The sequence below is a fragment of the Halomonas sp. TD01 genome (assembly GCF_923868895.1).
Taxonomy (GTDB): domain Bacteria; phylum Pseudomonadota; class Gammaproteobacteria; order Pseudomonadales; family Halomonadaceae; genus Vreelandella.
Window position 1 is genome coordinate 1662844 of sequence record NZ_OV350343.1, and the last position, 19156, is coordinate 1681999.

Consider the following 19156-nt stretch of genomic DNA (forward strand, 5'->3'; position numbering starts at 1 on the left):
AATGGGGATATATTCTTGGCATTGCCTACCCCGCTAGCCTGTGAACTCGCCTCAACAACGGCTTCCTATAAAAAGAGGGCTAGACGATGACCAAGACCAGGCCTGCGCATGCTTACGACTCGCAAGATCTGTGGCAGAAGGATAAAGATCACTTTATCCACCCCTTTACAGACTTCAGCCTCTTCAACGAAAAAGGCTGTGACTTAATTACCGACAGCGAGGGCATCTATGTAGAGGATATCCGTGGGAATCGTTTTATCGATGGCATCGCTGGATTGTGGTGCGTCAATGTAGGACATGGTCGCGCTGAAATAGGGCAGGCGATGGCTGATCAAGCGACCCGCATGGCTTACTTCTCAACCTTTAATAATCTCTCCAATGCGCCTGCCACTGAGCTGGCCGCCAAGCTAGCTGAGCTTGCGCCTTCACACTTGAATCATGTGTTTTATAGTTGCGGTGGGTCTGCGGCGAATGACGCCACCATCCGATTGGTGCATTACTATTTCAACCGCCTGGGTAAGCCAAAGAAAAAGCAAATTCTTTCACGTACCAATGCCTATCATGGCACCACCTATATGGCGGCGAGCCTCACCGGTATTGAGAGTAATAACTGGGAATTCGACACCCTTGATCATATGGTAACTCACCTCAGTGAGGCTAACTGCTATCGTCAACCTGAAGACATGACGGAAGCCGACTACTGTGATCATCTCGTTGATGAGCTGGAAAGTGCGATTGAACGAATTGGTGCAGACAATATTGCAGCGTTTATCGCAGAACCCATTATGGGGGCTGGCGGCGTACTGATGGCTCCTCAGGGGTATCATGCGCGTATGCAGGCGGTATGCCGTGCTAACCATATCCTCTATATTGCCGACGAAGTGGTCACCGGCTTTGGTCGTTTAGGGCACTTTTTTGCCTCTGAGGCGGTGTTTGATACCCAGCCCGATATTATTAACGTAGCGAAAGGTCTCTCTTCCGGTTACGCCCCACTCGGTGCCACGCTGATATCTGATGAGCTATATGCTGTACTCAGCACCCCTCAAGGCCCTGGCGGGGTACTGAGTACCGGCTTTACTTATTCAGGTCATCCGGTCAGCTGTGCGGCAGCGCTTAAAAATATTGAAATTATTGAGCGTGAAGGCCTGTGTGAAAATGTGCGTGACATAGGGCCTTACCTTGAGCGCAAACTCAAAACCCTAGTGGCTCACGAGACAATTGGCGACATTCGTGGCAGTCATTTCATGATGGCGATTGAAAACGTCGCCGATAAAGCCACCAAAGAGCTGTTGCCTGTTGAAGCGCGGGTGGGTGATCGCGTGGCTGCTGAGGCACAGAAGCGTGGTTTGATAATCCGGCCAGTGGGACATCTCAATATTATTTCGCCCCCATTAATTTGGACTCGCCAAATAGTTGACGATGTGGTGGCCATTTTAGATGAGTCCTTTGCCGCTACCACGCTCTCTCTTAAAGCGGATGGTTACTTGTAACGACAGGTATCAAGGCGGGTACGATTGTGCCCGCTTCGAGTCTTAATACAACGATAAAGAGACGCGACCAATGGAAGATTATGGAATTTTAAGCCTAATACCTACCCTGGTTGTCTTGGTAATGGCGATTGTTACTAGGCGTACTATCGAGTCACTCCTTGCGGGTGCGATCGTCGGGCTATTGATGTATCAGCCTTTCGATATTGTCACTCAAGGCTCGGATATCCTATTGGATGTGCTTGGCAATGAAACAGTTACCTGGATTATTCTAGTGTGCGGGCTTTTTGGTAGTTTAATTGCACTGCTAGTTAAAATGGGGGGCGTTTTAAGCTTTGGTAATGCGATTACGAAGCGCATTCATACTCAGCGCCAGAGTCTTTTAGCAACTTGGGTATTAGGCTTGATCATCTTTGTTGATGATTATCTTAATGCATTAACTATCAGTGCCTCTATGAAAAAGGTAACCGATCGTTTTAATGTATCGCGGGAAAAACTGGCGTATATCGTCGACTCTACTGCAGCGCCAATCTGTATTCTTGTACCTTTTTCAACCTGGGCTGTTTTCTTTGCGGGTTTACTTGAAGACAATAATGCTGCGGGTAATGGGATGGGTCTGTATATCGAGGCAATACCATTTATGTTCTACGCCTGGGTGGCAGCTGCGCTGGTGCCCCTGGTTGCAATGGGCTGGATTCCCAACCTGGGGCCGATGCGCGCTGCCGAGGCCAGAGCAGCGGGTGGTCAGCCCCAGCCAGATGGGGTAGAAGAGAATGCGCTTGAAGTTGGTAATGAATGCACCAAGCATCCTCACTTAATTAACTTTTTACTCCCCATAGCGACGCTGATTTTCTTTACTTGGTATTTTGAAATCGATATTTTACGAGGCGTTATTGTAGCGCTTGTCGTCACCTTGGTATTAATAGCAATTCAGAAGCTCTTAAGCTTTAACGATACGTTCGATACTGCTCTCGATGGCTTTAAAGCGATGATTATGCCACTGGGTACCTTAGTGGCGGGTTTCGTTTTGAAAGAAGTGAATGACTTGCTTGGGTTAACAGGTTTTGTAATTGCCACAGTACAGCCATTAATGACAGCCAGTATGTTACCGGCTGTCGTATTTGTCACCATGGCGTTTCTGGCTTTTGCTACCGGCTCCTTTTGGGGAATATTTATTATTGCAATGCCCATCGTGCTACCGCTAGCCAGTGGTATGGATGCCCATATGCCCCTCGTTGTGGGTGCTTTAATATCTGCTAGCGCTTTTGGAAGCCATGCTTGCTTCTATGGCGACTCTACGGTGCTTTCTGCCCAGGGGGCTGGTTGCTCGCCAATGGCCCATGCGCTGACTCAGCTTCCCTATGTGTTGATTGCAGCTTCTATTGCTGCAGGCATTTTTATGTTGGTAGGTCACCTATGAAACAGACAACCTTAGCCTCCAAAGGGGCTCCCTCTCAAAACAGTGGGCTGGTAACGCCAGCATCCCTTGGTTACTCAATGCCTGCTGAGTTTGCGCCCCATGAAGCGTGCTGGATGCTGTGGCCGCAACGCCCTGACACATGGCGCTATGGCGCCAAGCCTGCGCAGCAAGCGTTTGCTGACGTGGCTATTGCGATTGCCGAAAGTGAAACAGTCTTCGTGGGTGTCAACGATGAGCAGTATGAAAATGCCCGTAACCAGCTTCCTGCGCATATTCGGGTCGTCGAGTTGTCCAGTAACGATGCCTGGATGCGTGATGTAGGGCCTACCTTTGTGACTCACCCTGATGGGCATCTTGCCCTGATTGACTGGGAGTTTAATGCCTGGGGCGGCTTGAAAGAAGGGCTATATTTTCCCTGGGATAAGGATCGGCGTATCCGTTGTAAGATCAGTGAAATGCTGGGTATCCAGCGTTTTGAAGCCCCTCTTGTCTTGGAAGGGGGGGCAATACATGTCGATGGTGAAGGAACACTGATCACGACAGAAGAGTGTTTGCTGAATCCCAACCGCAACCCTGATATGAACCGAGAAACCATTGAGCGCTGGCTTCAGGAGTATTTAGGGATCAGTAAGGTTATTTGGCTTCCACGGGGGTGCCACTTAGATGAAACTGATGGTCACGTGGATAACCTCTGCTGCTTCGTCGCACCTGGACAAGTAGCGTTGACGTGGTGTGAGGATGAAAAGGATCCCCAAGGGATTATTTCGAGAGAGGCATTAAGCGTGCTGGAAAATGCAACGGACGCCAAAGGCCGAAAGCTAACGGTTCATAAGCTGCCGATACCCGGCCCACTCTATATTGCCGAGGATGAAGCCAGTGGTTTAGATCGCCTCAACAGTTCACACCCCAGGCTACCGGGAGACCGTATGGCGGGGTCTTATGTGAACTTTTATATAGGCAACTCTGTGGTGGTGATGCCGTTGTTAGACCCCCGTCATGATGGCGAAGCGGAAGACATACTCTCGACACTCTTTCCTACTAAGCGAGTCATCGGGGTACCTGCCCGCGAAATACTGCTTGGCGGAGGCAACATACACTGTATTACCCAGCAGCAGCCCCGCGTATAGCTATTCCCCCCAGCTAATCAGCTGGGGGGGAGCACAAATCCGTTAGCCAATACGATCGTAACCGTTATCCATAAACGGGTAGTCGGTGTAGCCCTTTTCATCACCGCCGTAGAACGTTTCATGGTTCGGCTCGGTGAGTGGCGCATTCACTCGGAAGCGTTCCGGCAAATCGGGGTTGGCGATATAAGGGCGGCCAAAGGCCACGGCATCCGCGGTATTTTGGTTAATGCGCGTTTCCGCGCGTTCTGCGTCGTAGTTGCCGCAGTAAATCAAGCTGCCGTTAAAGCGCTCACGCATTTGCTCACGAAAGCCGTCAGGGAAGGTGATGTCGCCACCGATCCAGTTAGGCTCGTTTAAATGCAGGTAGGCCAAGCCGCGTTTGGACAGCTGATCTGCCAGATAGAAGGCCATGGCTTCAGGCTCATCATCCGTTAGGCCAAACAGTTCGATAAAGGGCGTCAAGCGAATGCCCACACGCTCTGCACCGAATACCTCAACCACCGCGTCGACCACCTCCAACGGGAAGCGGGCGCGGTTTTCCAACGAGCCGCCATACTGATCAGTGCGCTGGTTGGTGCCGGTCGCCAGGAACTGGTTTAGCAGGTAAGCGTTGGCCGCGTGAACTTCCACCATATCGAAGCCTGCGCGTTTGGCGCGAACCGCCGCTTGGCGGTAGTCATTGACGATGCCGGGGATCTCATCGGTTTCCAGTGCGCGGGGCGTGCTGGTAGGGTGCTGGCCAGCCGTGCCATCTTCAAACTCAACGAAGCACTGAGCGCCTTCCCCTTTTAACGCGCTAGGTGCAACAGGCTGTTGACCATCTGGCTGCACCATTTCATGTGACACGCGCCCAACGTGCCATAGCTGCAGCGCGATACGGCCGCCTTTGGCATGCACTGCACCGACAACGCCTTTCCAACCCGATTCTTGCTCATCCGTCCAAATGCCTGGCGTATACACATAACCCTTGGCAGTGGGGGAGATATTGGTTGCTTCACTAATAATCAGACCTGCGCCTGCCCGCTGGCCGTAATAGGCTTCCTGCAGGGTGCCCGGCACGCTGTCTGGAGTGCGCGAACGTGTCAGGGGCGCCATGATGACTCGGTTCGGGATCGATAAACTACCCAGCTGCAGAGGGCTGAAAAGCGTTTCATACGCCATGGACAAACTCCTTTTGGAAACGGTCAATTACATTGCGGTGAATAGAATAGACCAGTTTACTAGTAAATGCTAACCAAGTAAGAGTTGACCATTACGACGCCGCCATGGAATGAGGTTTTTGAAGGGAAAAAACACCAACGAAATAAGCCTGGGTTTAGGTAAAGGCTCTCTGCCAAGGCCAGCGCCGTTTGGCTGGCGTGTCGATTTGCTCAATAGCATTGGTCAGCGCCAGCATGATGGCGCTCAGCTGGCGGTGGCAAACAGCGCTACTTAGCACGCCAGGACACTGCTTGAGGAGTAAGTCGCACTGCTGAGAGGCGATGAATATTTGCTCAGTGACGGGAGGAGCGAAGAGCGGCTTCGCTTGCTGGCTGCCGCGGGTCAGTTCCCGTGACAGCAGGGTGAGCATGCTGGTGTCTAGCCAGCAGGGTAGCGGGTCATCAAGCCGACCGGCAATCGAGTGCTGCACCGCTTCGAAAGACGTGCGCAAAAATATCAACGTTTGGCGAAGCTGGCGCTGCTCACTAGTCATCGTGCTTACCCGACCTCAAATAATGGCTACCTCAGATAAATGAGAAAAGATAGTGTTTCTCATTTGCATCTTTGGTGACGATAGCGCTGGTTAATCGCACTGTCAATCTTAGGCTATTAGCGCAGTTATCTATTAGCTACTTATCCGTAGCCTGATAGAGCTGCCAATCGTTGTTGGTGAGTGGCTCGGCGCCGTGTTGGGTAACCACTACGGTATCGCTTAGACCTACGCCCCACTGGCCAGGAACGCGCAGGCAAAGCGGAAGGTGAAAGACCATGTTTTCTTCGAAGGGACGATGCAGGCCTTGGGCAATATAGCCGGTGCCTTCAACCCAGCTAGGGGGGAACTGCGCTCCCACGGCGTAGCCAAACACTCCCGAGAAGAAGAGTTTATCGCGGGTGGGTGACAGCAGTGTATCCGCCGCCTTAGCAGCATCATCAAAAGTGTTGCCCGGTTTCATATAACTGCATAGCGACTCGAACAGCGAACGGCACAGGTCGCGGGTGGCGGTTAATTCAGCACTAGGTTTTCCAGTCACGGCAGTGCGCATCATCGGGGCGGTATAGCGCTGGTAAGCGGCACCGAATTCTAAAAATATCGGTTCATTGGGCTGTATGACGCGGCGCTTATGGTTAACGTGAATCACCCCGATGCGGTGCCCGCTGGTCACGATAGGCTGCAAACTCATAAACTCACTGCCGTTTTCTAGCAGTGCTTTAGCACCTATGGCGGCAATATCGTTATCAGTCATGCCTGGGCGAATAGCGGCCATCGCAGCCTCTAAACCGGCAGCAGTGATTCGTGCACTTTCGCTGAGCATTTCAAGTTCGGCGCTACTTTTAATAATACGAATCGTATCTAGTAGGCCACCTGCTTCGCAGAAGCGTTTTTTGCCCACTGAAGTGGTCAGCGCGTCCATCACGCCCACTCGCAAACCGCTGCTCCAACCATCGATGCCAATTTGCTCGCAAGCGGTGAGTAAGTCCGCTAGCGGCGTGATGATTTCATCCAGGTTTTCCCACCGGTAACCGATGATCTCATCCACCCGGGCAGTGACTACTGCCGCCCCCGTTTCAATGGATGCCACCTGTAACACCAACTGTGTAGGTGTGCACACTAAGCAGGCGTGTACCGATACCTCAAAGGTGTGATAGCCGGTCAGGTAGTTAATATCGGCAGGGTCCGTGAGCAGCAATGCATCCAGCCCGCGCTGTGTCATTGCATGGCGCACTTTGTCTAGGCGCATTTGGTATTCGGCAGGTGCAAAGGGCAGCTCACTTTGGGCGAGCGTCTCGGCAAGGGCGGTGCGGTAGTGTTGATAATCCATAGCGTTCTCCGGTGGGGGCTATGGTGAGTATAGGCAGCTGCTAGCGTTACGCCGCTGCCATTATCAACGCTAGCAATAGGAGCGAGTTACGCCTCAATCGTGCTCGGTAATATGACGCAGCCGGTTAGCACAAAAACGTGTCTTCTATGAGGGCGGTGAATAAAAACGGGTGGTGGCTATTTCCAGTGTAATAGTCGTGTGTTGTATACGTGGGTGTTGCTTTTTTAATAACATTTATTTTATGAGGAAAAATGTTATTCGCCCCTATAAGCCCATTGGGTGCTGTTGCTTGCGCATTCGTACGTCGGTCTATATGATCAGATTGGTTAAAATAATCAACAAAAGGAAGGTGGCAAATGCAACCTCAAGCTTCTTCTGGTCATGTGGCGTCTTACTACGCGGCATCGTCAAACTCCACGTCAGAAAGGCCCATGCTGGCTGGGGATGTTGAGTGTGATGTCTGCGTCGTTGGGGCTGGGTTTACGGGTATCTCTGCAGCACTACATTTGGCGGAGCGTGGCCACCGTGTGGTGGTGCTGGAAAGCGTGGCGATTGGCTTTGGTGCGTCTGGGCGCAACGGTGGGCAGATCGTTAATAGCTATAGCCGTGATATGGATGTTATCGAGAAACAAAACGGCGCTGAAACCGCCCGGGCGCTGGGTGCGATGGCATTTGAGGGTAACCAGATTATCCGTCAGCGCATTGAAAAGTATCAGATCAACTGCGACCTAAAAGAAGGCAATTTGTTTGCCGCCTGTAACAAGAAACAGTGGGAAGGCCTAAAGGAGCAAAAGGCTTTGTGGGAGCGCTACGGCCATCAGCAGCTGGAGCTTCTGGAAGGCAAAGAGGTCAAGCGAGAGATAGGTAGCGAGCGCTATGTAGGCGCATTGGTGGATCACTCCGGTGGGCATCTGCATCCTCTCAATTTGGTGCTGGGGCAGGCAGCGGCGTTAGAGTCGTTGGGTGGCAAAATTTTTGAGCACTCCCCCGTGACACGCGTGGAGCACGGTGAGCCGGTGACGCTGCATACGCCCAAGGGTCGCGTGACCGCTCAACGGGTCGTCATGGCTGGCAATGCCTATTTGCAAGGTTTGTTACCCAAGCTGGAAAGTAAAGCGATGCCGTGCGGCACCCAGATCATTACTACTGAGCCACTACCTGCAGAGTTAGCCGCGCGATTACTGCCTAACGATAAAGCGGTAGAGGATTGTAATTATCTATTGGATTACTATCGCCTGACCGCTGATAACCGCTTGCTATATGGCGGCGGAGTGAACTACGGCGGGCAGGCATCCGCCAGTATTGAGGCGGCTATTCGGCCGAAAATGCTGTCTACCTTTCCGGAGCTTGGCGATGTCCGCGTTGATTACGCCTGGAGCGGTAATTTTTTGCTGACACTCAACCGCCTGCCGCAGTTCGGCCGCATTAATAGTAACGTTTACTACGCGCAAGGGTACTCTGGCCACGGGGTAACGTGCTCTCATCTGGCCGGTAAGTTAGTGGCAGAAACGATTAGCGGTGAAGAAACACGTTTTGAAGCCTTTGCGCAGATTTCTCACCTGCCAATGCCTGGCGGGCGGTTGTTACGCGTTCCGCTTTCCGCGATGGGAGCGTGGTTCTACGCCATGCGTGACCGGCTGGCTGTTTAGCGCTGATTAGTTTGGTGATTGCTTGGAAGCGGGCTGGCGAATACGTTCGTCAGCCCGTCTTTATTTGCCACGGATGCTCACGGATAACACGGAATAAAAATCTAATAGAAGGACGGGAGTAGCAGCGTAAGACAGGCAGAAGTAATAAGAGAGACGCCGAGCAGCGCCTCTCTCTGTTCTATTGGTGGTTTATCAACTTATACGTGCCGCAGGTACCAGTCATACTCCATGGCGCTGACTTCGCGCATAGTTTCGGCGCGCTCTGCTTGGCGGTTGGCAATGAACACTTCAATAAAGTCTTCGCCAAGTTGTTCGCCAAGTACGCGATTGTTGTTCAATAGGTGCAGCGCTTGGGTCCAGCTGTTAGTCAACTGAGGTGCGATTTGATCATAGGCGTTGCCGACGATTGGCTCAGCGGGTGCAATCTGTTGAGTTAGGCCATGGTGAATAGAGGCCAGCACGGTGGCCAGTAACAGGTAGGGGTTAACATCGGCACCCGCCACTCGGTGCTCTATGCGCCGCGCTTCTTTCGGCCCGGCGGGGACGCGTATTGCCACAGAGCGGTTGTCGTATCCCCAGGTAGGTGCCATGGGCACATAGAGTCCTTCCTGAAAACGGCGGAACGAATTGAGGTTGGGGGCTAGCAGTGCCATGGAGTCTGGCATTAGTTCCAGCAGTCCTCCTACGGCGTGTTGCAGTGCGGCGCTCTCCAGCGGGTCGTCGCCGTTTTCGGCAAAGATATTATGTCCGTTGCTATCTACCAAGCTGACGTGAACATGGGTGCCGCTACCGGCTTCTAGGCCGTAAGGCTTGGCCATAAAGGTAGCTTCAAAGCCGTGCTTTAATGCAACCCCCTTGATCAGTCGCTTGAGCAGTACCGAGTGGTCGCAGGCGCTTAACGCATCATCTGTGTGAATCAGATTGGCTTCAAACTGGCCGGGTGCGCACTCTTTCAATACCGTATCCAGCGGCAAGCCTTGCGCCTGGGCGGCACTCTGCAAGTCATTGATAAACTCAGCGTACTCGTCTAGCTCCAGCACCGAATACAGCTGGCTTTGAGTGGCGCGCTCACCGCTGCAAGGCGATTGCGGTGGCTGAATCAAGTTTTCTTCGTCGCGTAAACGATCAACCAGATAAAACTCTAGTTCAAGGGCGACAACGGGGGTTAAGCCACGGTCGGAGAACTGCTCAAGAATGCGCCGCAGAATCTGGCGAGGGTCGGCAAAAAATGGCGAGCCATCCATCTCCTCCATGGTCATCAATAGCTGGCCATACTGGCTGTTATTCATCCAGGTGACCGGATTGAGCGTGCCGGGAATGGCGCGACACACCCGGTCGCCGTCGCCGCTGGAAAGCCCAAGCCCGGTCTCTTCAACAGTGTTGCCATTGATGTCCAACGCAAATACCGAAGCGGGCAAATAGATGCCTTTTTCAAACACTTTGCCAAGGTTGTCGCTAGGAATGCGTTTACCACGGATGACGCCGTTAAGATCGCTGATCAGCAGGTCAATGCTGGTGATATCAGGGTGACTGTCAAGAAAGTCCGAGGCTACGTTTTGAACGTCTGTGTTATTGGCAGAGGACATACGTTGTACCTTATTTTTATGCCGTTTTAGTTGTGTTTCTGCTAACAGTATCCTTGCGTCGGTGGCCGTTCGTGTCAAATATTTAATAACAAAAATGGTGATATTATTTTTGTGTGATGATGGTTTTATTTATTAAGTATTTATTTATCAATTAGTTAGTATATTTTTTTGTAAAAAGCCTATTTTGCTCTTGGAAAATAAAACAAGCCAAGCTATGTTGGAGTGACTGTTGAGTAAAACATAACAACCGACAAAGTGGTTTGACTATGCAAGCAACTCATTCTCCTCGCCCACTGGTGGGTGTCATCGCCTGCTGCCGAGAAGTGGAAGGCCACCCCGCTCAGATAGTGACCGATAAATTCCTGCAGGCGCTTTACCACTACGGCATCACGCCGGTGATTCTTCCTGTATTAGCCGCCGATATGTTGACGCCTGAGCAACGTGCCGAGCAGGCCGTCGCTCTGTTGGGCAGCCTGGATGGCTTGATGCTAACCGGCAGTTACACCAACGTCGCTCCTGACCGTTATGGTGCCGAACGCGCACCAGAGAATACCCGCGATGACGCACGGCGAGATGAAGCGGCGCTTTGCTGGGTGCATGAAGCGTTACGTCAGGCGTTGCCCTTATTTGGCATTTGCCGCGGCTTTCAGGAGATGAACGTCGCCTTTGGGGGCACGCTTCACCAGGCAGTACAAACGCTGCCAGGTATGCTTGATCACCGTGAGCCGCCCGCTGACGATATGGCGGGCCATTATGCACCCTCTCATACGGTAAAGATCCGCCCGGATGGTGCCCTGGCGGCGCTCTATAGCAGCGAGCATGCTGAGGTAAATTCACTGCACCAGCAGGGGATTGATCAGCTTGCACCGGGTCTGGATGCAGAAGCTTGGGCGCCTGATGGCTTAGTTGAAGCAATTTCCGTGCGCGACGCTGCTGCGTTCGCACTGGCTGTTCAGTGGCATCCGGAGTGGCGCCCTAAAGAGCATCCTTTTTATGACGCACTGTTTCAGGGGTTTGCAACGGCCTGCCGTCAGCATCGTACCCAACGCGCCGCCCAGCTTTCTGCCTGCTGAACGCTTGTTGCAACGAATTGATCAGGAGACGACCTATGCAGACCCAGGATTACCAAGCGTTAGACCGCCAGCATCACCTTCATCCATTCACTGATTTTAAATCGCTCGGCGAAGAGGGTAGCCGCATCATTACCCACGCTGATGGGGTATACATTTACGACAGCCAGGGCAATCGTATTCTTGATGGTATGGCGGGTCTTTGGTGCGTCAATCTCGGTTACGGGCGACAGGAGTTGGTTGATGCCGCCACCGAGCAGATGCAGCAGCTGCCGTATTACAACAACTTCTTTAAAACCACCCACCCGCCGGCAGTGAAGCTGGCCGCCAAGCTGAGTGAGCTGGCGCCCGAGCATGTCAATCATGTGTTCTTCACCGGCTCGGGTTCCGAAGCCAACGATACCGTGCTGCGCATGGTGCGACGCTATTGGGCGATCAAAGGCAAGCCGGAAAAGCAATGGATTATCTCGCGTGAAAATGGTTATCACGGCTCTACTGTTGCGGGCATGAGCCTTGGCGGTATGGCGCCGATGCATGATCAAGGTGGCCCGTGTGTGCCGGGGATTACCCATATTGGCCAGCCTTACTGGTTTGGTGAAGGCCGCGACATGAGCCAGGAAGCCTTTGGCAAGCAGTGTGCCCAAGCGTTAGAAGAGAAAATTCTGGCGTTGGGTGAAGATAAGGTGGCTGCCTTTATTGCTGAACCGGTGCAGGGCGCAGGCGGGGCGATCATTCCGCCGGACAGCTATTGGCCCGCGGTGAAAGAAGTGCTGGCTAAGTACGACATTCTGCTGATTGCCGATGAAGTCATTTGCGGCTTTGGGCGTTTAGGCGAGTGGTTTGGCAGTAATCACTATGGGTTAAAACCTGACCTGATGCCGATTGCCAAGGGCCTGTCGTCGGGCTATCTGCCCATTGGCGCGGTGCTGGTGGGAGATCGCGTGGCCGATACGCTGATCGAAGACGGCGGTGAGTTCTTCCACGGCTTTACTTATTCCGGTCACCCGGTCTGTGCGGCTGTTGCGCTTAAAAACCTCGAATTGCTGGAAAGTGAACAGGTGGTCGAGAAAGTCCGCGATGAACTGGGGCCCTATCTGGCTAAGCGTTGGCAGGAACTTGCTGAGCATCCGCTGGTGGGTGAAGCCCGTTCGTTGGGCTTAATTGGGGCACTAGAACTCGTCGCCGACAAGAACACCGGTGAACGCTTCGATAAGTCTCTTTCCGCTGGCAATTTATGTCGTGATTTGTGCTTTGAAAGTGGCTTGGTGATGCGCTCGGTTGGCGACACCATGGTGATGTCTCCGCCGCTAATTATCACCCGCGATGAAATTGATGAATTGGTCAGCAAGGCACGTTTGGCGCTGGATAAAACCGCTGAAAAGCTGGCGATAACACACCCCATGGAGAGTGCATAATGGCGGCAGATACACCGAAAACCCTAGCCGACTGGCAATCAAAAGCCGCATCACTGAGCTTTGAAACGCGCGCTTTCATTAATGGCGAGTTTGTTGCTGCCGCAGATGGCAGCACGCTAACCAGCATTAACCCTGCCACCGGAGATGTGATTGCCGAGGTGGCCAGCTGTGATACGCCAGATGCTGAGCGCGCGACGCAAGCAGCCCGTGCAACCTTTGAAAGTGGTGTTTGGTCGCGCTGTCACCCTAGTAAGCGCAAGCGGGTGCTGCTGCGTCTAGCCGAGTTAGTTGAGACACACCGCAATGAATTGGCGCTGTTAGATACGTTGGATATGGGCAAGCCGATTTCTAGCTCGCTAGGTGATTTGGCAGGCACAGTGGCTTGCCTGCGCTATCAGGCAGAATGTATCGACAAGCTTTACGGTGAAGTGGCACCCACTGGCGATCGTGCGTTGGGACTGGTATTGCGCGAACCAATGGGCGTTATCGCTGCCATTGTGCCGTGGAATTTTCCACTGATGATGACGTCGTGGAAGATTGCCCCGGCACTGGCGGCGGGCAACAGCGTCATTCTCAAACCGTCTGAAAAATCACCTTTGTCAGCGCTGCGCTTGGCACACCTTGCCCAGGAAGCGGGTATTCCCGATGGTGTCTTTCAGGTGCTGCCAGGATACGGCCATACGGTGGGCAAAGCCTTAGCGCTTTCCATGCAGGTCGATGGTTTGGCGTTTACCGGCTCCACCGGCGTGGGTAAACAGCTGATGCAGTACGCGGGACAATCCAACCTGAAACGCGTGTTCCTAGAGTGCGGTGGCAAAAGCCCCAACATCGTTTTCGCCGACTGCCAGCACCTTGATGCTGTCGCCCAAAGCGCGGCGGAAGCTATTTTCCACAACCAAGGCGAAGTCTGTATTGCCGGTTCGCGCCTGCTGGTGGAAAACAGTATTCGCAAGGATTTTGTGGCCCGGGTGGTGAAAGCTGCCGAGCATATGCAGCCTGGAGACCCGCTTGATCCGGATAGTTTCATGGGCGCCATGGTGGATGAAGCTCAGTATCAGCGAGTACTGGCGTATATTCGCCAAGGTGAAAGCGAAGGTGCCACCCTGAAGCTGGGCGGCGAAGCCAGCAATTCCAAAGGGTATTTCCTGCCGCCTACGGTCTTCGATGATGTGACTCCCGAGATGTCCATTGGCCGTGAGGAGATCTTTGGACCGGTGCTGAGTGTGTTTGGCTTCGATACGGAAGAACAGGCGCTTGCACTGGCCAATGACAGTGACTATGGCCTTGCTGCTGGGATATGGAGCCAGGATATCGACCGCATCATGCGGGTCTCGCGGCGGCTGCAATCCGGTCAGGTGTTTGTGAACAACTGGGCCGGTGTTGATCAGACGGTACCTTTTGGTGGCGTCAAGCAATCCGGCAACGGGCGCGATAAATCGCTTCACGCGCAGGAGAAATACTGTGAAGTGAAAACGGTGTGGATGTCGCTTAGCCCCTAAAACATAGCGGTTCGTGACGAGCGAGCCGCAATTAATAACATCACCGCGTATTAATTTGAGTTATCCACAGTACTAGGCGCCGCCGTATAAACGGTGGCATCTGGTAAGGGCTCCTCTGTGCCTGAACACCGTATCAGAAACGTAATAACAATCTCCGCGATGGTCTCAGCGACGATCAGCACAACGGTTTCTAACACGGTTACATCACTATCAACACCAACAACAAGCAAATGCTGAGTGAGGACATTATGTCGACCAACACCAATGCAAAGGAAGATCAGGAAACACCGCGGCCAAGTTTGAAAGCGACCATGATACCGATTTTATTCATGGTGGCGTCATTAGGGGTTTTTATTGGTTACTTCGAAACGGATCCGCACTTGCCGCTGTTTTTAAGTGCGATTGTGGCGACGGCGGTGGCCATTGCGACGGGTAGCCGCTGGAAACAACTTGAAGCGGGTATCATGCGCTCTATTGGCCTGACGACTCAGGCGATTGTCATTCTGATCATTATCGGCACCATTATTGGCTACTGGATTGCCGGTGGGATTGTGCCCACGATGATCTATTACGGCCTGAGTATTCTGGCACCGGATTACTTTTTGGTCGCGGCGTGCTTAATCTGCTGTTTGGTGTCGTTGGCTGGCGGCAATGCCTGGACAGCGGCGGGTACTATTGGTATCGCTTTAATGGGCGTCGGTGAAGGACTAGGCCTTAACCCCGCAATGGTCGCGGGAGCCGTGATCTCCGGCGTGTATTTTGGCGACAAAATTTCTCCGCTTTCCGAAACCACCAATATGGCACCCGGTGTGGTTGGTGTTGATCTGTTTGAACACATTCGCTATATGCTCTACACCACGGTTCCTGCGCTAGCGGTTGCTCTGGTGCTTTACACCATTATCGGCCTGAACATGGCGCCTTCCGGCGATGGCGCTGCACAAGTAGCCGAGTTGCAGCAGAGCCTCAATGAGCTGTTTATCATCAGCCCCTGGCTGCTACTGGTGCCAGCGGCCGTCATCGTGATGATGATCAAGAAGGTACCCGCCATCCCTGCGCTTTCTGTTGGTTCGCTGATGGGGATTGTCTGTGCGACTTTGGTTCAGGGTGTCCCACTAGGCGATAGCTTTACTATTTTTGTGGAAGGGTACGCGGTAGACACCGGAAACGTCACGGTGGACGATCTGCTGACCAATGGCGGTGTTAGCGCCATGATGTGGACGGTTTCGTTGATCATTATCGCGATGAGCTTTGGCGGGATTCTTGAGTCGGCGGGGTTCTTTCGCACCATCGTGGAAAGTCTGCTCAAACTGGCCAAGACCACTGGCAGCCTGATTGCTACTACAGTGGCAACATCGATGGCCGCTAACGTAGTAGGTTGTGACCAGTATCTCAGTATTATTCTGCCTGCCCGCATGTATGCCAGCGAGTACAAACGTCGTTCGCTCAAACTGAAAAACCTGTCTCGTACAGTAGAGGATGCTGGCACCATGACATCACCGCTAGTACCTTGGAATACGTGTGGTGCTTTTATGTTTGCCACCCTTGGGGTCAGCGCCTTTAGCTATGCACCTTATGCCTTTCTGGCGCTGCTGAGCCCAATGTTTGCCCTTCTTTATGGCTTTACTGGCTTCCGTATCGCCTATGAAGACGAGCCGCAAACAGTGGATGGCGACACAGGGCTAGCAGGTGCCCGTAGCGCCTGAATGGAACATGATAGCTGAGGCTGATTAAAACGATTATTTTTTCAAAACGCCACGTTAATTGAGAGTTTACCCCACAGCCGTGGGGTTTTTTTTGCGCTATTATGTGCCCGTCAATAGACCGTCAACGTAATTTAATTCACTTATTGATAGGGAGTGAAAAAAGCATGTCGGATGACGTGGGTGCGAGCTTGCGCTCCTTGCGCAAGCAGCGAGGGATTTCGCAGCGTGAACTGGCAAAGTTGTGTGGGGTCACCCACTCAAGTCTTTCGCTAATAGAGCAAGGAAAAGTTAGCCCATCAGTCAGTTCCCTGAAGAAAATCCTAAACGCATTCTCTATGAGCGTCGGTGATTTTTTTACGATGGATCTTGATAGTCAGGAGCAGATTTTCTATTCGGCGGATGACTTGGTTGATATCGCATCCGGCGATATTTCCTTCAAGCTTGTCGGGGCAAATCGGCCTAACCGTGCGCTGGCGTTTATGGTTGAGCGATATTTACCGGGTGCTGACACTGGGCAAGCCATGATTACTCACTACGGTGAAGAGGCTGGCTTTGTCGTAGAAGGCGAGATCGAAATCATTGTTGGGAGCACTGCTAGACGCTTAGGGCCGGGGGAGTCTTATTATTTTAAGACAAGCGTTCCGCATCGTTTCCGAAATATTGGGGATGCCCCCTGTAAAATAATCAGCTGCGCTACGCCCGGTAAGGCGTTCTGACACCATTGGCATGGCTACCGTTATTGTTTGACCATGCCAAACACGCCAGAAAGCATCGATGTTAAAAACACAACACTAACTAAGGCCACGCCACTTATTAGCGCCATGGAAGGGGGCCTTAACTACGACAAAACGGCCAGACTTGATAAAACTTGCGGCACTGAAATTCTGCTTCGCAAGCGTTGAGCTGGGCTTGATAACGGTTAGAGCGGGCTGCCACTTGGCTGGCTGCACGTAGTACGTGAGATTTGCTACGGTAGGAGCCTCGCTGATAGCCACCTGCGCCTTCATGGTAGGCATAGTAAAGATGTTCGGGATTGCTCAACGAGATCCCTGCCTGTTGCTGTGAGCGGTGGTTATACCAGCCGATAAAATCAGTGGCGTGCTTCATGTGAGTACGCCGTGCCATCAAGCTGCCTGCTTGGTCACGGTACTCTCCCCATACAGGGTCTTGGGCTTGGGCATAGCCTCTTGCGGACGATGGGCGAGGGCCGGGAATAAAGCCCAAGTAGTATTTGCGGTCGGGACGCACATGGCTGCGAAACGAGGACTCCTGCTGGATAAACGACATCTGCGTGGCGATAGGGGTACCCCATTTCTCCTCTGATTCACGGGCATAGTCATACCAGCTCGGCTGTTCACGAAAGATTTCACAGATATTGCTCTGATCTTCCGGCGGGTTGGGAGCAAAGGTAGCGCAGCCAGAAACAACCAGTACGGCACACAGCGCTATCAATAAGCGAAGCGTCGCTAGGGGCACCGAATTATCAACAGGACGACACATGGCAAAATCCTTGTGAATAAGTTCTTATAAATGAGTTCTTATAAATGAGTTCTTGAGAATACGCTCTTGCGAGTGCGCTTTTATAACTATGCCTGAGCGTGACGCTCAGCACTCTTGCCTATCCCGCCTAGCGCAGTAGTAACTCCAAGCAGCGGCGCAGGCGCTGAACTTCACGCACTAAAGTCTCTCCCGACAGCATGCCCACGCCCATTACTAATCCCGTCCGAGGGTCCGTTTCAGCGCACACGGGGCTGAGCGGACGAACAATCAGGTGTTCTTTGAGCAACGCTTGGGCAAGTGCCACATCATTAACCCCGGATACAAACTCAACGCACAAGCTGATCGCGCTAGTTGGGGGTGACACACTCTGTACCTTGGGCAGTGAGCTAAGCTGGTCGTGCAGCACCTGTTGCCGCCCTAAATAGTCGCGCTGGATGCGGCGACACCAGGCGTCTAAGTCGCCATCAAAAATAAACTGCGCCAATACCGCTTGATCAAGCATACGGCCTTCGCGAAATAACTCGCTGCGCAGGCGGTTCATTGGGCCTGCCAAATGACGTGGCACCACCAAATAGCCAAGCCGCAGGCCGGGAAACATCATCTTAGAGAATGAGCCTACCAGTAAATGGCGTTCCGAGTGTGGGTCAAACAGCAGGTTAGTGTGATCGTCGCGGGTGAATTCGTAATCGTCTTCAACGATGTAGGTGGGCGACAACGCATCGCAAAACTGCTGCTTATGAGCAGCGCGGGTGGGCACGCTGAGCGGGTAGTGATGAGAGCCGGTCAAATAAGCGAGGGAAATGTTACCAGTCACCTTCGGTAAGGTGTGCCCCTTGTCAGGAAACCAAGGCACCATCTCAATCGTTAAGCCCGCTGCGGTAAACACATTGCGTGCCCCCCAATAGCAGGGCGACTCCATCGCCACTGTGTCACCCACATCGGCGAGCGCCATGGCACATAGCTCAATGCCGTTATGGGTACCATCGGTGATGATGATCTGCTCAATATCACAATTAATGTTGCGCCAGCGCGCCAGAAATTCACGGATTGCGCGCTTAAGCGGCCCATAACCGCCGGTGGAATAAGACAGCAACAAAGCATTTTGCGGCACGGTGACACTGGCATAGAGCTGACGCCACTTGCGCATTGGAAACTGGGCGATATCCGGTATGCCAGGCACAAAGGCGCCGCTTTGCACAGTACTCGCCCCTGGCCAACGCAACACTTGTTGAGCGCGTTTTGAAAGTTGAACGCTGGTTGATGTGATCGCGACAGACGCCTCTTTCTTACAACTCCAAGTGCCCTTGCCATGAAACGTCGTCAGTAGGCCTTCTTCAATAAGCGACGCAATGGCACGGGACAGTGTGTGTCGAGCAACGCCCAACGTTAATGCCAACTGGCGGTGTGATGGCAGGCGAGTTTGGTTCGGCCACGCCTGGGTGACCGCCTGCCTCAAGGCTTGCTCTAACCGCACTTGCTTACTCAAACGCTCAGGTTGCTGCGCATAGCGTTTTACAAGCTGTTGTAACACGTCCTGGCAATCCATTCGTATCCTCTTACCGTCACGATGCTCCCCGTTTAGCTAGTAAAACAGAAAAGTGGTCTGGTTGAACGGAAAAGTGGTGCATTCGCCTGCCAACACATTACTGCTAGCGTGCATGTCATGTTGTAAACCAGGAG

Annotated in this window: 15 protein-coding genes; 9 read left to right on the forward strand and 6 right to left on the reverse strand. The window is 52.8% G+C overall.

Features of this window, described 5'->3' with window-relative positions; all coding sequences use genetic code 11:
- The first annotated feature begins 86 nt into the window (after positions 1-86).
- The 3 genes from L1X57_RS07725 to aguA all read left to right on the forward strand — a co-directional run bounded on the left by L1X57_RS07725 (position 87) and on the right by aguA (position 4034).
- Positions 87-1490: an aminotransferase gene (locus tag L1X57_RS07725; RefSeq protein ID WP_009722924.1), complete on the forward strand. Its 1404-nt coding sequence runs from the start codon at positions 87-89 to the stop codon at positions 1488-1490.
- A gap of 70 nt (positions 1491-1560) precedes the next feature.
- Positions 1561-2907, forward strand: coding sequence for a Na+/H+ antiporter NhaC family protein (locus L1X57_RS07730; protein ID WP_009722923.1), 1347 nt, complete (start codon positions 1561-1563; stop codon positions 2905-2907).
- Positions 2904-4034 carry an agmatine deiminase gene (aguA, locus tag L1X57_RS07735; RefSeq protein ID WP_009722922.1) on the forward strand — a complete coding sequence of 377 codons (1131 nt, stop codon included), beginning with the start codon at positions 2904-2906 and terminating at the stop codon, positions 4032-4034. Before L1X57_RS07730 ends, aguA begins: the two co-directional genes overlap by 4 nt.
- Before the next feature lie 42 nt (positions 4035-4076).
- On the opposite strand, the gene L1X57_RS07740 is transcribed toward aguA, so the two are convergent.
- The 3 genes from L1X57_RS07740 to L1X57_RS07750 form a co-directional block, all read right to left on the reverse strand.
- Positions 4077-5195: an alkene reductase gene (locus tag L1X57_RS07740; protein ID WP_009722921.1), complete on the reverse strand. Its 1119-nt coding sequence runs from the start codon at positions 5193-5195 to the stop codon at positions 4077-4079.
- Between the two features lie 154 nt (positions 5196-5349).
- The gene (locus tag L1X57_RS07745; RefSeq protein ID WP_009722920.1) at positions 5350-5727 is read right to left on the reverse strand and encodes a hypothetical protein; all 378 of its coding nucleotides are present in this window, start codon (positions 5725-5727) and stop codon (positions 5350-5352) included.
- Between the two features lie 136 nt (positions 5728-5863).
- Complete coding sequence (locus L1X57_RS07750) at positions 5864-7054, reverse strand: M24 family metallopeptidase (RefSeq protein ID WP_009722919.1); 1191 nt, start codon at positions 7052-7054, stop codon at positions 5864-5866.
- 356 nt (positions 7055-7410) lie between these two features.
- On the opposite strand from L1X57_RS07750, the gene L1X57_RS07755 reads away from it, so the two are divergent.
- Entirely contained in the window at positions 7411-8703 is a 1293-nt protein-coding gene (locus L1X57_RS07755) for an NAD(P)/FAD-dependent oxidoreductase (RefSeq protein ID WP_009722918.1), read from the forward strand.
- 197 nt (positions 8704-8900) lie between these two features.
- Here L1X57_RS07755 and L1X57_RS07760 read toward each other — a convergent pair whose 3' ends face one another.
- Positions 8901-10289, reverse strand: a complete 1389-nt coding sequence (locus L1X57_RS07760; RefSeq protein WP_009722917.1) for a glutamine synthetase family protein — start codon at positions 10287-10289, stop codon at positions 8901-8903.
- A 266-nt stretch (positions 10290-10555) separates the two neighbouring features.
- Here L1X57_RS07760 and L1X57_RS07765 point away from each other — a divergent pair, with 266 nt between their 5' ends.
- The 5 genes from L1X57_RS07765 (at position 10556) to L1X57_RS07785 (ending at position 16692) form a co-directional block, all read left to right on the forward strand.
- Positions 10556-11362 carry a gamma-glutamyl-gamma-aminobutyrate hydrolase family protein gene (locus L1X57_RS07765; RefSeq protein WP_009722916.1) on the forward strand — a complete coding sequence of 269 codons (807 nt, stop codon included), beginning with the start codon at positions 10556-10558 and terminating at the stop codon, positions 11360-11362.
- A 35-nt stretch (positions 11363-11397) separates the two neighbouring features.
- Positions 11398-12774 carry an aspartate aminotransferase family protein gene (locus L1X57_RS07770; RefSeq protein ID WP_009722915.1) on the forward strand — a complete coding sequence of 459 codons (1377 nt, stop codon included), beginning with the start codon at positions 11398-11400 and terminating at the stop codon, positions 12772-12774.
- Complete coding sequence (locus L1X57_RS07775) at positions 12774-14273, forward strand: aldehyde dehydrogenase (RefSeq protein WP_009722914.1); 1500 nt, start codon at positions 12774-12776, stop codon at positions 14271-14273. The genes L1X57_RS07770 and L1X57_RS07775 overlap by 1 nt, the downstream gene beginning before the upstream one ends.
- A gap of 248 nt (positions 14274-14521) precedes the next feature.
- On the forward strand, positions 14522-15976 hold the full coding sequence (gene nhaC / locus L1X57_RS07780) for a Na+/H+ antiporter NhaC (RefSeq protein ID WP_009722912.1): 1455 nt from the start codon (positions 14522-14524) through the stop codon (positions 15974-15976).
- A gap of 164 nt (positions 15977-16140) precedes the next feature.
- Positions 16141-16692 (forward strand): cupin domain-containing protein, encoded by a 552-nt coding sequence (locus L1X57_RS07785; RefSeq protein ID WP_009722911.1) that lies wholly within the window; start codon positions 16141-16143, stop codon positions 16690-16692.
- A gap of 118 nt (positions 16693-16810) precedes the next feature.
- Here L1X57_RS07785 and L1X57_RS07790 read toward each other — a convergent pair whose 3' ends face one another.
- Both L1X57_RS07790 and L1X57_RS07795 read right to left on the reverse strand, forming a co-directional pair.
- Positions 16811-17476, reverse strand: coding sequence for a transglycosylase SLT domain-containing protein (locus L1X57_RS07790; RefSeq protein WP_009722910.1), 666 nt, complete (start codon positions 17474-17476; stop codon positions 16811-16813).
- Between the two features lie 127 nt (positions 17477-17603).
- Complete coding sequence (locus tag L1X57_RS07795; RefSeq protein WP_009722909.1) at positions 17604-19022, reverse strand: aminotransferase-like domain-containing protein; 1419 nt, start codon at positions 19020-19022, stop codon at positions 17604-17606.
- Positions 19023-19156: the final 134 nt, after the last annotated feature.